13 protein-coding genes are annotated in these 13,216 nt (G+C 52.5%); 1 reads left to right on the top strand and 12 read right to left on the bottom strand.

Features of this window, described 5'->3' with window-relative positions:
* Positions 1 to 26 precede the first annotated feature (26 nt).
* From ACFO3I_RS15490 to ACFO3I_RS15475, 4 genes are read right to left on the bottom strand one after another with little or no spacing between them, the layout of a single operon-like run.
* A complete protein-coding gene (locus ACFO3I_RS15490; RefSeq protein WP_377335467.1) occupies positions 27 to 392 on the bottom strand; it encodes an NAD-dependent epimerase/dehydratase family protein in 366 nt (121 codons plus the stop codon).
* 42 nt (positions 393 to 434) lie between these two features.
* Positions 435 to 824, bottom strand: coding sequence for a lysozyme inhibitor LprI family protein (locus tag ACFO3I_RS15485; RefSeq protein WP_377335465.1), 390 nt, complete (start codon positions 822 to 824; stop codon positions 435 to 437).
* Entirely contained in the window at positions 821 to 2,152 is a 1,332-nt protein-coding gene (locus ACFO3I_RS15480; protein ID WP_377335463.1) for an ATP-binding protein, read from the bottom strand. The genes ACFO3I_RS15485 and ACFO3I_RS15480 overlap by 4 nt, the downstream gene beginning before the upstream one ends.
* Positions 2,153 to 2,830 (bottom strand): response regulator transcription factor, encoded by a 678-nt coding sequence (locus ACFO3I_RS15475; RefSeq protein ID WP_377335461.1) that lies wholly within the window; start codon positions 2,828 to 2,830, stop codon positions 2,153 to 2,155. It lies immediately after the preceding gene.
* Positions 2,831 to 3,111: 281 nt separating this feature from the next.
* Here ACFO3I_RS15475 and ACFO3I_RS15470 point away from each other — a divergent pair, with 281 nt between their 5' ends.
* A complete protein-coding gene (locus tag ACFO3I_RS15470) occupies positions 3,112 to 3,426 on the top strand; it encodes a ComEA family DNA-binding protein (protein WP_377335459.1) in 315 nt (104 codons plus the stop codon).
* A gap of 11 nt (positions 3,427 to 3,437) precedes the next feature.
* On the opposite strand, the gene ACFO3I_RS15465 is transcribed toward ACFO3I_RS15470, so the two are convergent.
* The 8 genes from ACFO3I_RS15465 to ACFO3I_RS15430 form a co-directional block, all read right to left on the bottom strand.
* Complete coding sequence (locus tag ACFO3I_RS15465; RefSeq protein WP_377335457.1) at positions 3,438 to 4,658, bottom strand: EAL and HDOD domain-containing protein; 1,221 nt, start codon at positions 4,656 to 4,658, stop codon at positions 3,438 to 3,440.
* A 135-nt stretch (positions 4,659 to 4,793) separates the two neighbouring features.
* Positions 4,794 to 6,296: a sodium/proline symporter PutP gene (gene putP / locus ACFO3I_RS15460; protein ID WP_377335456.1), complete on the bottom strand. Its 1,503-nt coding sequence runs from the start codon at positions 6,294 to 6,296 to the stop codon at positions 4,794 to 4,796.
* Between the two features lie 136 nt (positions 6,297 to 6,432).
* Positions 6,433 to 8,085, bottom strand: a complete 1,653-nt coding sequence (locus ACFO3I_RS15455) for a BatD family protein (RefSeq protein ID WP_377335454.1) — start codon at positions 8,083 to 8,085, stop codon at positions 6,433 to 6,435.
* Positions 8,079 to 9,884, bottom strand: coding sequence for a vWA domain-containing protein (locus ACFO3I_RS15450; RefSeq protein WP_377335452.1), 1,806 nt, complete (start codon positions 9,882 to 9,884; stop codon positions 8,079 to 8,081). Before ACFO3I_RS15450 ends, ACFO3I_RS15455 begins: the two co-directional genes overlap by 7 nt.
* Positions 9,874 to 10,860 (bottom strand): vWA domain-containing protein, encoded by a 987-nt coding sequence (locus tag ACFO3I_RS15445; RefSeq protein ID WP_377335450.1) that lies wholly within the window; start codon positions 10,858 to 10,860, stop codon positions 9,874 to 9,876. The genes ACFO3I_RS15450 and ACFO3I_RS15445 overlap by 11 nt, the downstream gene beginning before the upstream one ends.
* Positions 10,848 to 11,306 carry a DUF4381 domain-containing protein gene (locus tag ACFO3I_RS15440; RefSeq protein ID WP_377335448.1) on the bottom strand — a complete coding sequence of 153 codons (459 nt, stop codon included), beginning with the start codon at positions 11,304 to 11,306 and terminating at the stop codon, positions 10,848 to 10,850. Before ACFO3I_RS15440 ends, ACFO3I_RS15445 begins: the two co-directional genes overlap by 13 nt.
* Complete coding sequence (locus tag ACFO3I_RS15435; RefSeq protein WP_377335446.1) at positions 11,296 to 12,246, bottom strand: DUF58 domain-containing protein; 951 nt, start codon at positions 12,244 to 12,246, stop codon at positions 11,296 to 11,298. The genes ACFO3I_RS15440 and ACFO3I_RS15435 overlap by 11 nt, the downstream gene beginning before the upstream one ends.
* Complete coding sequence (locus tag ACFO3I_RS15430; RefSeq protein ID WP_377335444.1) at positions 12,246 to 13,199, bottom strand: AAA family ATPase; 954 nt, start codon at positions 13,197 to 13,199, stop codon at positions 12,246 to 12,248. The genes ACFO3I_RS15435 and ACFO3I_RS15430 overlap by 1 nt, the downstream gene beginning before the upstream one ends.
* Positions 13,200 to 13,216: the final 17 nt, after the last annotated feature.

The raw sequence follows: 13,216 nt of genomic DNA, 5'->3' as shown, positions 1-13,216 counted from the left end.
TCCGATCACTTAGCGTAAAAATAGAATCAAGAAAAAGAACGGTTAGCAGGTGATCGGATAACTCCGGAATCGCTGATCGGATTCACCGAAATACGCAGCTGGATGGCTTCGGCAATTTGCTCGGTTAATAGCCAGCGGCTCTGGCAGATCCTTTGTTTTTGCGCCTCAGTCCAACGTTTTTCTGCGATAGGTTCACCAGCCAGGTTCACCACCGCATCCAACTGATTAAAGTCCACTTCCTGCAAAGTCCGAATGCAGGGATGCACGGTCGTCAGTTTCTTCTCAGCCTGCCTGGGGTTTCTGCTAAGCAGCACCAATTGATGCGAGTATTGCCAGTGGGCAACCAATGCCCGGCCTATTAATCCAGTGGCACCTGTCAGCAGGATCTTCATCAAAAAACCTTAAGGAGTGGCTAGTCTGACTAGTATAGCTGGCTAACTTTTTTCAGGCTGGAAGTCAGATTGTTTCAGTTGATCAATGCGTTGTTGCACGTGTCTTAACTGACAAGTCTTATATGCAATGGCTGCTTGCTGCGATTCTGGTAATCGCAGTTGGTACTGCCAGCGGCAATCCTGTTCCTGAAAGTTTTGGAATAACTGACGGCTTTTGGTAAAACCTTGCAACGAGTCTTTACGACCTGTCGTTTTGACATGCTGTTCCAGCTTAAATTGCAGATTGTTTTCCCAACTGGTCAGTTCCCGTTGGCTCTGTTCCAGTTGTTGATCCAGGCAGCTTAGCCTGGCTTTGGGCGTCGATTGGCCCTCGTCACAGTTGGCAACCACCTTAAAGGCCAAAAGTGGCAGGATCAGAACTAAGCTTTTCATGCATTTTCCCGTGTTTTATTTTCACTGAAACGAACCACAAAACGGGCTCCACCCAGTGGGCTACGCGATACTTGTAAGGCTCCGGAGTAGGAGTTGACCAGCTCAGCCACTATGGATAAACCAACGCCATGACCTTCCTGGTAGGTATCCAGGCGGGTGCCTCGTTCAAACATGCCTTGCATTTTATGTTCCGGAATTCCTGGACCGTCGTCTTCCACATCCAGCTGCAAAGGCTGGCCAAAGGCGGTGACTTTGACTTTGTGATGGCAGGCTTTACAGGCGTTATCCATCAGGTTGCCAAGAATTTCCATAAAGTCAGTTTCGTCTCCCCGGAAACTGACGCTGGGCTGACAGTCAATGTCCAGCTGAATGCCTTTATCCCGATAAATTTTGCTAAGAGCAGCTTCCAGCTTTTCTATCAAAGGCAGCACCGCAATTTGCTTTTGCCATACGTCCTGGCCTGAACTGGCCGCTCGCTTTAATTGGTGTTCAATCATGGCGGTGATCCGATCTAACTGTTCAGCCAACTCCGGTTGTTCAGACAGCTTGGAAGTTCTGAGCACCGCAATAGGGGTTTTTAACGCATGCGCCAAGTCACTTAAATGGTGGCGATAGCGCTGTTTTTGCCGGTTTTGGCTGGACAGCAACAGGTTCAGGTCTTCTTTAATTTTTTGCAGTTCAGTGGGATAGTCACCCACCAGCTGTTGCTGCTCGCCTTGTTCCAGTTTATTGATTTCTTTATCCAGCAGCCACAGCGGCCTGGTCGTCCAATAATAAGCTAACAAGGTGAGTAGCAGCAGTACAGCCGCGATACCGACAAACCATTGACGCAACGTTGAACGAAAGCTCTGTAAGGGTTCCTGCAGCAGTTCGTCGTCCTGCACCACATGGATAGTAATAGGCAGGGTACTTTCGCCCGAATCAAATAATACCGCAAAGGACAGCACCCAGAATTTCTTCTGGTGTTGCTCCATCAGCACAAACTCGTGCGAGGCTGGCAAAATTTGATGCATAGGGGGTTCGAACTGCAGGTTGATCGACGAATCCGATTGCCACAGCAGTTTGTTTTCACTGGTGATAAAGGCTGTTAAACCAGAATCTGGCCGATAAAAGTCGGGCGGCAGCAAATTATTGCTCAACGCGACTTCTTCGCCTTGTGGCTGAACCTCCGCCAGAATCGAATACATATGAACTTCGAGTTTCTGTTCAGTACTGCTCAGTAACTGGGTGTAGAACGCCTGCTCTATTGCAAAAAAAGAACCCGGCAATAAAAACAGCAGTAACACCAGGCTGATCACACCTTGGCGGAGCTTCAGAGATAACTGCATTTAGCTGACTGCCAAAGTAAAGCGGTAACCACGGCCCCTTAAAGTTTCGATGGGCTTTAATTCACCTGTTGGGTCCAGCTTTTTCCGCAGCCGCAGTACAAAGACTTCAATCACGTTACTGTCGAGGTCAAAGTCCTGATCATAAATATGTTCAGTCAGTTCAGTTTTAGAAATAACTTTATTCGGGTTGTGCATGAAGTATTCAAGCACCTTGTATTCGTAGGCTGTCAGGCTGATTTCCTCCTGTTCATGCCAGACTTGCTGGGTTCTGCTGTTCAGGCGGATTGGCCCCGCATGCAGTAGTGGATCCGGTTGACCGGCAGCCCGGCGGATCAGTGCATTGATGCGGGCAAGCAGCTCTTCAGTGTGAAAAGGTTTGGTCAGGTAATCGTCGGCACCTGCATCCAGGCCTTCGACTTTTTCCTGCCAGCTGCCCCGGGCCGTCAACACGATCACTGGGGTTTTCAGCTCGTTCTGTCTGGCTTTGCGGATAAGCGCCAGGCCGTCCATTTTCGGCAGGCCGATGTCAATCACGGCCAGGTCGTACGGGTATTCGCTTAGTTTATACCAGCCTTCAGCACCATCGAACGCAAGGTCGACGCTGAATTGCTGTTGCACCAAATGCTCGCGGATCTGCTCTGCTAACAGGGTTTCGTCTTCAACTACCAGTAAACGCATCTCTCTTTCCTTTGGGATATCGCTGGGTTAACCCCGCTATGCTAAAACAGTCTTGGCTTGGCTTCAATCATCGTACTATGGTGTCTGTGGCCTGAATTGCCCCTGAATGCGTGATTTGTTATGTAATAAAATTGTTTATAAATAGTTGCCATCAAGCTTGCTGGCGCTATGCTTAACCTCAGGTTGCCAATGAGCTGCTCGCAAGGACTGCGAAGAAGTGAAAACCGGACGCAACCCCGGCGGCTGAGTCTGCTGCGCGCGCTACACCGGAGGGATCCATAATGAAACACATCCTTATTGCTGCTGTATTTGCCAGCCTGACTGCAGGCATAAATCTGAGCCTGGCACAGGAATTAGCCAAAGCGCCAGTCACCGTCAGTGCAGACGCTAAAACGGCGGTAAAATCCAAATTGAATATCAATAAAGCCAGCGTCGAGCAGCTGGTGGCCATTCCTGGTATTGGTGAAAAAAAAGCTCAGGCGATCAAAGACTATATTGCAGCCAACGGTCCAATTAAAGACCAGCAGCAGTTGACCGAAGTCAAAGGTATTGGTGACAAGCTGGCGGCCAAAGTGGCCGAGCACATCAGCTTTTAGCTGAATGGCTGTTACTCACCTAAGGCTTTCATTTGATCATTGGCCCATTGCACTGCGCTGTGGTAAGCGTCCGGCACCGCTTTCTTGTCGAGTTGCAGCCGCTGGATCCATTGCTCTGCAGCATCCCAATGGGCCTGTTCGTAAAGTTTGACCAGCTGCAGGTAACTGGCCATCGGGCCTTCACTCTCCACTAACGCAGCTTTAATGCCTGCGGACAACGGCAGTTTGGTCATAACTGAAGCCATAGGTTCGTCCAGAATAGCGTCAATCAGAGACATCATACCGGTCAGAAAAGCTTCAGCAGGTGCTGAGAATCCTGCCAGTACGGAAATGTGTTCGGCAAAGCGGGCGCGGGTCATTGCCAATCGCATTAGCTCTGCTGGCTTTTCAGAACCGACCTGAGCAGTAAACAACACGGACAGGAAACGTTTTAATTCCTTTTGGCCGAGCAAGACCAGCGCTTGTTTGATGGTGGAGATTTCGGTGCGCCGCTTAAACACCGCTGAGTTTGCATAACGCAGCAGCTTGTAGGACAAGTTAACATCACGCTCGAAAATGCCAGTGATGCTGTTCAGATCGGTGTCTTTTTTTGCCGTTTCATAAAGCAGTTCTGCCAATGTCATCTGCGCCGGAGATAGTGCGCGGCTTTGCATCATTTCTGGTTTATAGAAAAAATAACCCTGAAAGTAGTCAAAGCCCAGTTCGATGGCATGTTCAAACTCTTCATTGGTTTCAACTTTTTCCGCCAACAGCTTCAGATGAGGAAACTCACTAATGGAGTGTTTAATTTGCAGGATTTGTTCTTCGGAGGTGCTGCGCAGGTCGACTTTGATGATGTCGATCAGCGGATAGAAATGGCGCCAGACCGGCTGGTGAATATAGTCATCCAACGCCAGAATATAGCCCTGTTCCTTCAGCATTTTGCATTCTGCCAGCAGTCGTTTGCCAGGCTGCACTGTTTCCAGTATTTCAATCACCACCTGCTCAGCTGGGAGTAAGGCTGGGTAGCGTTTAAGCAGAGCATCCAGAGTAAAGTTGATAAAGCCGGGCTTATCATCCAAAAACTCATCCAACCCCAGATTTAAGTGACCGCCTTCAATCATGCGTGAGGTTGCTTCGTCGCTGTCTATGTTCGGGAACACATTTTCCACACCGTCCCTGAATAGCAACTCATAGGCAAACAGATTCTTTGCTTTGTCCAGAATTGGCTGGCGTGCAGTGTAAAAGTACATATAAGCGAAATTCCTGTTCCTTAGGGATCACGATCTCACTGTAGCAAAAAAAAACTCCATCCGACTACGCGTCGGACAGAGTTTTTTTAGTTTTATCTTATTAAAAAGCGAAGGCGCTATTTGCCGTCTATCTATTTAATTGTGTTCACTTTTTTCTAACTTATGCAGTACGGCAGCAAACAGATCCTGCACTGCTGTCTGAGGAGCCGCTGTCAGCCGGCTGACCACCAGCGTTGCCAGCGCTGACACAAACACACCCGGGATCATTGCATAGATAAAATCATCCAGTTGTTTGCCGTCTATCTGCAGCGGCGCATAGACCCAGAACAGCACAGTGGCCGCACCTGCGACGATGCCAGCCAGGGCGCCCCAATGATTCATCCGTGACCAGTACAGGCTTAAGAGAACCACTGGACCAAAAGCTGCACCAAAACCTGCCCAGGCGTCGGACACCAATGACAGGATGCTGTTGTTGCTGTCCAGTGCCAGGGCAATCGCCACCAGAGCCACCAGCAACACCGAGACGCGACCAATCAACACCTGCTGCTTATCTGTGGCGGTTTTGTGTAAAAAGGTTTTGTAGAAATCCTGAGTCAGGGCGCTGGAGGTGACCAGTAACTGTGATGAAACTGTGCTCATAATCGCAGCCAGGATGGCGGCCAGCAGCAAACCACCGACAAAGGGATGGAATAGAATTTGCGAGAAATAGATGAAAATGGTTTCCGGATCGTTCAACGTATCGCCAGACTGCTGTACATAAGCGACACCGACAAAACCTATGGCCATAGCGCCCAGCAGTGACACAATCATCCAGGACATACCGATACGGCGGGCCGCTTTAAAATCGTCGACAGAGCGAATGGCCATAAAGCGCACAATGATATGTGGCTGACCAAAATAGCCCAAACCCCATGCCAGCAAGGAAATGATGCCGAGCACCGAAGTGCCGGTAAACAAGTCGAGGTGCGTCGGGTGTAACTGCGCTATGGTGTCAAACAATGTGGCCGGTTGTTCCAACGCGCCAAAGGCTACCACCGGCACCATAACCAGCGCGACAAACATAATCATGCCTTGCACAAAGTCGGTCATACTGACCGCCAGGAAGCCGCCCAGCAAGGTGTAGGCAATGACCACGCTAGCCGTTAATAACAGACCAAAGCGGTAGTCAAGCTGAAACACGGTTTCGAACAGTTTGCCGCCAGCGACCATGCCGGACGACGTATACAAGGTGAAAAAGATCACAATCACCAGTGCTGATACTAAGCGCAGCATACGGCTTGGGTCAGCAAAACGGTTTTCCAGGTAGTCGGGCAGGGTAATCGAATCTTTTGCCAGCTCGGTATAAACCCGAAACCGCGGAGCCAATAATCGGTAATTCAGGTAGGCGCCAATCACCAGACCCACACCGATCCAGATTTGTGATAACCCCAGCGCATACATGGCACCTGGTACGCCCATCAGCAGCCAGCCGCTCATATCTGAGGCTCCTGCTGAAAGCGCGGTGACGCTTGGGCTTAACTTACGTCCACCCAGCATATATTCAGACAAATTACTGCTGGACTGGCGGTACGCCACCACGCCGATACCGAGCATCAGTAAAAAATAAATGGCAAGTGCCAAAATGGTTCCCGTAGCCATAATACCTCTGTAGTTATAGTTTTAATAAAATCGGCTGCATGCTAACAACAGCGCCGCAGTGAAGCCAGTGCTTTCGGCAAAACGGCTTCGGGCTGCGGTAACGTCGCCAGCCTTCACTACTCGGGCAGCATCAGTTTTACTGGCTCTCCGGGTACAAAGAGGCGAGCGGCGAGGCGGTCTGCTGCTTTTTTAGCTGCAAACCCGACCAGGCCTGCCATAAAGCTTTACCTTGCCAGGAGACTGAACCGGCCTGATACAAAGCCTGATTCAGCTCATTCAGTTCATGGGCAAAGTCGGGGTGCTTGCACCAAAGTCCTAATTGACTGAGTGACTGTGGCCGTTCGCCAAAATACTGCTCTGCCCAGTCCAGCAACCAGCTGCGGCATAAAACGGCGTCGTTGCCATGCGCTGCTTGTTGCAGTTTTTTCGGGTTCATTCTAGCTTTGTCGGTGGTTGCCGCTTTGACCGGGGCCTGACTGTGTTTTCTGTTTTTCTGTTCTTTCCATACCCAGAGAGCCAGAGTACAGAGCCAGAGCAACAGCAGCACAGAACTGCTGTAGGTCCAAGCCCATGGGCTTGCTTCCGCGACAGACGCTGACGAAGGAACGGCGGCTGTAGTCACGGTTTCGGTGCTTTGACTTTCACCGGGTTCTACTTGCAAAGTTACTTCAGGCAGTTCGGCGTAATCCAGTTGGTTGGTTTTGGCATTCCACCAGGGCAGCCGTACTTTGGGTAAGGTCAACTCACCACTTTTGGTGGCCACGACCGCCATGCTAAATACTTTTTGCGCTACCACCCGACCGTTACGCTCAGCCTGCTTGCTCTGCGGTTGTTCACGGTACAGTTTGACGCCTTCTGGTGTGGTTTGCGGTAAATCGGGTAGCTGGTTTGATGCCACATCCAAAGCAGTTAATGTGATAGTGCGGGTCACGGGCTCGCCCTGGCGAACTTTGGTCCCTGCCGGGCTCCATTCTTCGGTCAGTTCGACCAGGCCTGCCACCAGCCAGTCTCCAGGAAAATCAGCCGGTTGTGGGGCCACATGCAGCGTCAGGCTATTGGATGTGGCGGTAATGCTTTGGGTTTGTGCAAAATAATCATAGCGGCCTGAACTGCGGTCCAGCATTTCACCGCTCAGAATGGCTGGCGGAATCGTGAATTCACCACTTTGCTCCGGGATCAGCCGGTAACGCCGGGTAAATGTGCGGTAACGTTCGCCGTTCACCAGGTCGGAGCCTTCCTGATCCTTGCCTTGCTGCTCAATGCTCAGTCCGTCTACTTTGGGTTCGTTCAGGCTGCCGCGCTGCAAGTCCCCTTTAAAGTAAATTTTGACAGTCAGGTAACTAAGCTGCTGCACATAGAGCTGTTCCTGATCCAGCGAGCTTTCAACAAACAGCAGTTCTTTGTTCTGGCTGCTGCGCTCCGGCGCCTTTTGCACTTCCACATTAATAGGGGATGAGCTGACGCCTTCCAGAGTAAAGGCGGGGATCACAAAACGACCGGCATCACGGGCTTTTAACAGCAGGCGCCAACTGGTGGTGCGGCTTGCCTGACCATTAAACACCTGCATTTGCTGGCCAATCGAAGGGCCCTGAACTTCAAAATAAGGCTCCAGTACAGAAAAATCCGGTTGCCTGCTGACATCGCCGTCGGCAACCAACTCCAGCACCGCCGTTTCCCCAAGCAACATCGGGTTTTTGTCCAGGCTGGCTTTGAGTTGAGTGATAGCCAGCAACGGCTGACTGAATAAAAGCAGGGTCAGCCCCAAAGCCAACGCAGCGTGTCTTACCATTCTTCCAGTACTCCCTGCGGTGCCTGCTCAAAGCGCCGCTTCTGATATTCGAGGGCCATTTTTCGTTTCAGCAACAGCGACGGGTCGTCCTGTACTTTTCGCAGCAAGTTGTCCAGTTGCTGGCTTTGCTCGGCGGAAGCATTGGGCCAGGCTTCGGAAATGGCCTGCTGCTTCTCCTGAGCATTTTGTTGCTGAGCTTGTGTTTTTTGTTGCTGCTGCTCTTGAGCTTGTGGTTCAGCTTGTTGTTGCTGTTCATTTTGTTGGCCGGCTTGTGGTTCCGGGTCTTTATCGCCTTGGCCGGAAGATTGATTTGGGTCAGCAGACTGCTGCGCATTGTCGCCTTGCTCCGACTGATCCTTTGAATCTTGATCGGACGATGGATCTCCTTGCGATTGCTGGTCTTTGGAGTCCCCTTTTTGTTTGTTGTCCTGCGACTCCTGTTTTTGTTGCTCAAGCGCCTTTTTTACCTGCTCCAGATTATGCGCCGCGTTGGCGTTATCGGGCTGCTGAGCCAGAGCCTCTTCATAGGCGTTGATCGCCTCAGCAAACTTCTGTTGTTGAGCCAGGCTATTGCCAAGGTTGTAGCTGGCGTCTGGCCCGCTGGCGGCACGATAGGCGTTTTCGGCGGCGCTGTAGTCACCCGCACGGTAAGCCGCATTGCCTTTCCATAGCGGGTCGTCGAATTGTTGCCAGGCACTGCTGTAGTCTTGCTGCTGATACGCCTGCTTGGCCTGCTGCTGTTGGTTCAGCCACAAATCCTGCCACTCCATGGCATGGCTGGACGGCAGGTAAGCGCACAGCAGTAACGCAAGCAACTGACCTTGTTTCTTTTGCCATAACCAAAAGGCCAGCAGCAGCCAGACGATAAAGACGGCGTTGTCCTGCCACTGTTCACCGCGCAGCTGACTGGGTTTTTGTTCATCCTGCAGGCTGTTCAGTTCAGGCAATTGCCAGAGCTGACGAATGTCACTGTCATCCGGTTGCACCACGGAAAAGGCGCCACCTTTTTGCAATGCCAGTTGCTGCAGCTGTCCCAAGGGTACTTTCGGCAATACAATGGCGCCCTGATTGTCCTTCAGTAGTTCACCGTTACTGAGCCGCACCGGCGCCCCATCGGCAGAGCCAAAGGCAATCACCGAAACGCGATGCGGATAGCTGTCCAGTTGGTCACGTAAGGCGCTGTAATCCCTGCTGGAAAAACCGTCGGTAAATACCACTACATCGCCCAGGCTATAGCCACCTTGCTGCAGCAGCTGACCAGCTAAATGCAAAGCGGCAGACAGATTGGAGCCCTGCACCGGCATAATGTCCGGGCTCAAAGTGGGTAACAGCAGTTTCAGGTTGTTTTTGTCCTGGGTCAGTGGCGAAATCACAAAGGCATCGCCGGCAAAACTGATCAGGGCCATTTCGCCTTCCTGCACACCTTCAAGAAAATCCATCGCTTTAAAGCGGGCCTGAGTCACCCGATCCGGGCTCAGATCGGTGGCGTGCATCGACAACGACATATCCATCACCAGCACAGTGGCTTTTTTTAGCTGATACACCGGCTGCGGAATTTTTTGCAGGCTGGGCCCACAAAGCGCCAGCACCAGCAGCGCCCAAAACAGCAATAACCAGGTTGATTTTTGTTGGCCTTGTGCTGAGTCGCCTGAGAGTAAACGCTGCTGCAGATGCGGTGCTATCCATTGTTGCCAGGCGCTTGGCAAACGGCGAAAACGCCAGAACAGCAGCCACAACAACAAAGCGGGTAGCAACAACCAGGCCATTTCAGGCCGTAACCAATGCAGTTCAGGCCACATCACTTTGCCTCCGAAGCTGAATTTGCCGCAGTGCCAGCACCGCCATCAGCAGCAGTGCGGCCAGCAGCGGGTAATGCAACAGGCTTTGCTGCGGCCGGTAACTCACCTGATCGCGTTCCACTGGCTCCAGTTGATCGAGCAGCTGGTAAATGCCGGCTAGTTCTTTTAAATCCCGGGCTCGGAAATAGCGGCCGCCGGTTTCACTCGCCAGTTGCGTCAGCAAGGCTTCGTCTAAATCCTGTGACGGGTTCACCAGCTGGCGGCCAAAAATGCTCTCTTGCACCATTTGCTCAGCACCGACGCCCACGGTGTAAATTTTTACGCCGGCGGCTTTGGCCAGTTGCAAGGCTTCCAGCGGCTGGATCACTCCAGCGGTGTTGGCACCGTCGCTTAGCAGGATCAGCACTTTGTTGGACGTTTCGTAACTGTTCAACCGCTTCACGGCCAGGCCAATGGCTTCACCTATGGCCGTGCGCTCTCCGGCCAAACCCCGCACAGATTCATCCAGCATAGTGCGGACTGTGGTCAGGTCGTAGGTTAACGGGGTTTGCTGATAGGCGGCGTCACCAAACAGAATCAGGCCGAGCCGGTCGCCCTGGCGTTTCTGAATAAAGTCGTTCAGCACCAGCTTGACGGCATCCAGCCGGTTGATGGCCTGGTTCTGGTTCTGCATGTCGGTAATGTCCATCGAGCCAGACAAGTCGACAGCCAGCATCAGGTCCCGTCCTTGTTGGGGCAGGGTAATAGTGTCACCCAGCCAGCGCGGCTGGGTGGCTGCCAGCACCAATAAACTCCAGCACAAGGCCCGTAACCAGCGGCTCCAGTCTTTTGGCGCCTGCACCTGACTTTGTTGCTGCTGACTGAACCTGTACAAGGCCAGATGGCGCAGCGCTGCGCCATGAGCGCTGCTTTTTTGCCGGAACAACAGCGGCAGAGGCAGCAACAGGGCGAGCCAGGGATAACCTAATTCGAACATAGAGACTCCAGTTGCTGCACCTTCAGCTGACGCAGCAGCTCACCTGCCCAGTGATAAAACTGCTGCTGAAGTTCTGCAGCAGGCTGGGGCTGGTACAACAGGTGTTGTAAATCGGGCAGTGGCTGTGCCGTTAGCGACTGCAGCAGCTGTTGCCACTGTGAAACTGATGCAAAAAGAGCTGGGTGCGTTGGCTGATAATGTTTCACCAGTCGCTTTAACAGCTGGTTCAGTTCTGCACTCTGGCTGGCACTCAGTGCGGCCCATTCCGCTCTGGCTTGTCGCAACGCCAGTTGCTTTTGCCGTTGTCGCATCTGGCGTCTGACCAACCAGCCCACTGCCAGCAGCAGGAAAAACGCAAGTCCCCACCACAGTGGGGCAGGTGGCCAAAAGGTGGCCAGGGCCGGTTCACTGATGTCGGCCAGTTGTAAGGCAGGTTCAGCGGCCATTGCCCCAGCTCCTGTTGAGTTGTTGTAATAAAGATTCACCGCTGGACAGCTGCATAAAACGGCAGCCAAGCTGCGAAAAACTCAGTTGTAATTGTTGCTGTTCAGACTGTTGTACGCTTTGGTACTGCTGACGTTTAAAGGCTGAACCCAAGTCCAGCAGTGCTTCCTGCTGGCCATCGCTGATACGGGCGCCACCACTGGCATGGGCAGGCCAGCTGCTGTCCAATGGGTCAAGAATTTGCACGGCGCAGACTTCATTGTGCTGGCGAATGGCCTGAATATGGCGCCAGCCTTGTGCCGTCAGGTTGCTGAGATCGGACAGCAAATACACCAAAGCGCCCGGATGCACCAACCGGCGCAGCAGCGCCAACGCCTGGTCCAGTTGAACGCTGGACGGCAGTGCTTTGCCTTGTTGCACCCGCAGCATCGCATTTAAATAACGCAATACCCCCTGGCTGCGGGCCGCTGGTTTCAATTCGAGCAGCTGATCCTGGCTGAATACCAGACCACCGAGCTTGTCACCGCGTTCCTTCACATGCCAGGCAAGCAGTGCGGCTAAATGCGCCGCCTGCACCGATTTAAACAACAGGCTGGAGCCAAACTGCATACTGTCGGACAAGTCGGTCAGAATAAATACCGGCCGCTCTTTTTCTTCCCGAAACAGCTTGGTGTGCATTTTGCCGGTGCGGGCAGTCACCCGCCAGTCGATGGTCCGTACGTCATCACCGGTCTGGTAATGCCGTACTTCATCAAACTCCATACCACGGCCTTTGGTTTTCGCCAGATAGCTACCGGCCAGCTTACTCTGTATGGCCATTTTCGGGCTTAAATCGAGCAGGCTGTGAAAGCGCTGGTACGCCAACAGCTGCGGCAAATCCAAATCGATGCCGTTGGTTTTCAGCGCCTGTAGTTGCTCATAAACAGAAGAGGCGTTTTGCATCAGGCCACAGGCACCAGTTTCAGAATTTGTTTCAGGACATGGTCGGTGCTCAGGCCCTGAGCTTCTGCATCATAGGTCAGGATCAGGCGATGACGCAGTACATTCAAAAACACATCCTGTACATCGTCTGGTGTGACAAAATCGCGGCCAGACAACCAGGCTTTGGCACGGGCACAACGCTCCAGCGCAATAGAAGCGCGCGGTGAAGCGCCATAAGCAATCCAGCTGGCCAGCTCATCACTGTAGGCGGCTGCGTTACGGGTGGCCATAATCAGCTGCACTATGTACTGCTCCAGGCTTGGCGCCATATGCAGCTGCAAAATGGCTTTGCGGGCGGCGAAGATATCGGCCTGGCTTATTGGCGACAACTCGGCTTTTGGTTGCGATAAGGCTTCACCACGGGTTAAGCGCAGGATCTCCAGTTCAGTGGCTGCGTCCGGATAATCCACTTTTAAATGCAATAAAAAACGGTCCAGCTGGGCTTCCGGTAACGGGTAAGTGCCTTCCTGCTCCAACGGGTTTTGCGTCGCCATCACCAGAAACAGCTCAGGCAAGGCGTAGGTTTTACGCCCCACAGTGATTTGTTTTTCCGCCATAGCTTCGAGCAGTGCGGATTGCACTTTGGCGGGAGCGCGGTTAATTTCATCGGCCAGAATAATATGGTGGAACAGTGGACCGGCCTGAAACTCAAACTGGCCAGTATCCGGGCGGTAGATATCGGTGCCAGTTAAATCGGCGGGCAATAAGTCCGGCGTAAACTGAATGCGGTGAAAGCGGGCTTCGACACCCTTGGCCAAGGCATTGACCGCGCGGGTCTTGGCCAGGCCTGGCGGGCCTTCCACCAGCAAGTGCCCATTGGCCAGCAAGGCCAGCAAAATTCCTTCGGTCAGGGCGCTTTGACCAAGCACCTGACTGTCCAAATACTCTTTTAATGCAGAAAAGGCTTGTACCATAAATACTGGTCCAGTTA

This window comes from Rheinheimera marina, assembly GCF_042654345.1.
Classification (GTDB): domain Bacteria; phylum Pseudomonadota; class Gammaproteobacteria; order Enterobacterales; family Alteromonadaceae; genus Pararheinheimera; species Pararheinheimera marina.
Note: the sequence above shows the minus strand (reverse complement) of the source record. Positions and strands in the feature narration are given on the sequence as shown.

Excerpts from the sequence above, each read along its gene's own strand:
- ACFO3I_RS15455 (WP_377335454.1), bottom strand. The coding sequence starts at position 8,085 with ATGGTAAGACACGCTGCGTTGGCTTTGGGGCTGACCCTGCTTTTATTC.
- ACFO3I_RS15480 (WP_377335463.1), bottom strand. The coding sequence starts at position 2,152 with ATGCAGTTATCTCTGAAGCTCCGCCAAGGTGTGATCAGCCTGGTGTTA.
- ACFO3I_RS15465 (WP_377335457.1), bottom strand. The coding sequence starts at position 4,658 with ATGTACTTTTACACTGCACGCCAGCCAATTCTGGACAAAGCAAAGAAT.
- ACFO3I_RS15440 (WP_377335448.1), bottom strand. The coding sequence starts at position 11,306 with ATGGCCGCTGAACCTGCCTTACAACTGGCCGACATCAGTGAACCGGCC.
- ACFO3I_RS15485 (WP_377335465.1), bottom strand. The coding sequence starts at position 824 with ATGAAAAGCTTAGTTCTGATCCTGCCACTTTTGGCCTTTAAGGTGGTT.
- ACFO3I_RS15470 (WP_377335459.1), top strand. The coding sequence starts at position 3,112 with ATGAAACACATCCTTATTGCTGCTGTATTTGCCAGCCTGACTGCAGGC.
- ACFO3I_RS15475 (WP_377335461.1), bottom strand. The coding sequence starts at position 2,830 with ATGCGTTTACTGGTAGTTGAAGACGAAACCCTGTTAGCAGAGCAGATC.
- ACFO3I_RS15435 (WP_377335446.1), bottom strand. The coding sequence starts at position 12,246 with ATGCAAAACGCCTCTTCTGTTTATGAGCAACTACAGGCGCTGAAAACC.
- ACFO3I_RS15490 (WP_377335467.1), bottom strand. The coding sequence starts at position 392 with ATGAAGATCCTGCTGACAGGTGCCACTGGATTAATAGGCCGGGCATTG.
- ACFO3I_RS15450 (WP_377335452.1), bottom strand. The coding sequence starts at position 9,884 with ATGTGGCCTGAACTGCATTGGTTACGGCCTGAAATGGCCTGGTTGTTG.
- ACFO3I_RS15430 (WP_377335444.1), bottom strand. The coding sequence starts at position 13,199 with ATGGTACAAGCCTTTTCTGCATTAAAAGAGTATTTGGACAGTCAGGTG.
- ACFO3I_RS15445 (WP_377335450.1), bottom strand. The coding sequence starts at position 10,860 with ATGTTCGAATTAGGTTATCCCTGGCTCGCCCTGTTGCTGCCTCTGCCG.
- putP (WP_377335456.1), bottom strand. The coding sequence starts at position 6,296 with ATGGCTACGGGAACCATTTTGGCACTTGCCATTTATTTTTTACTGATG.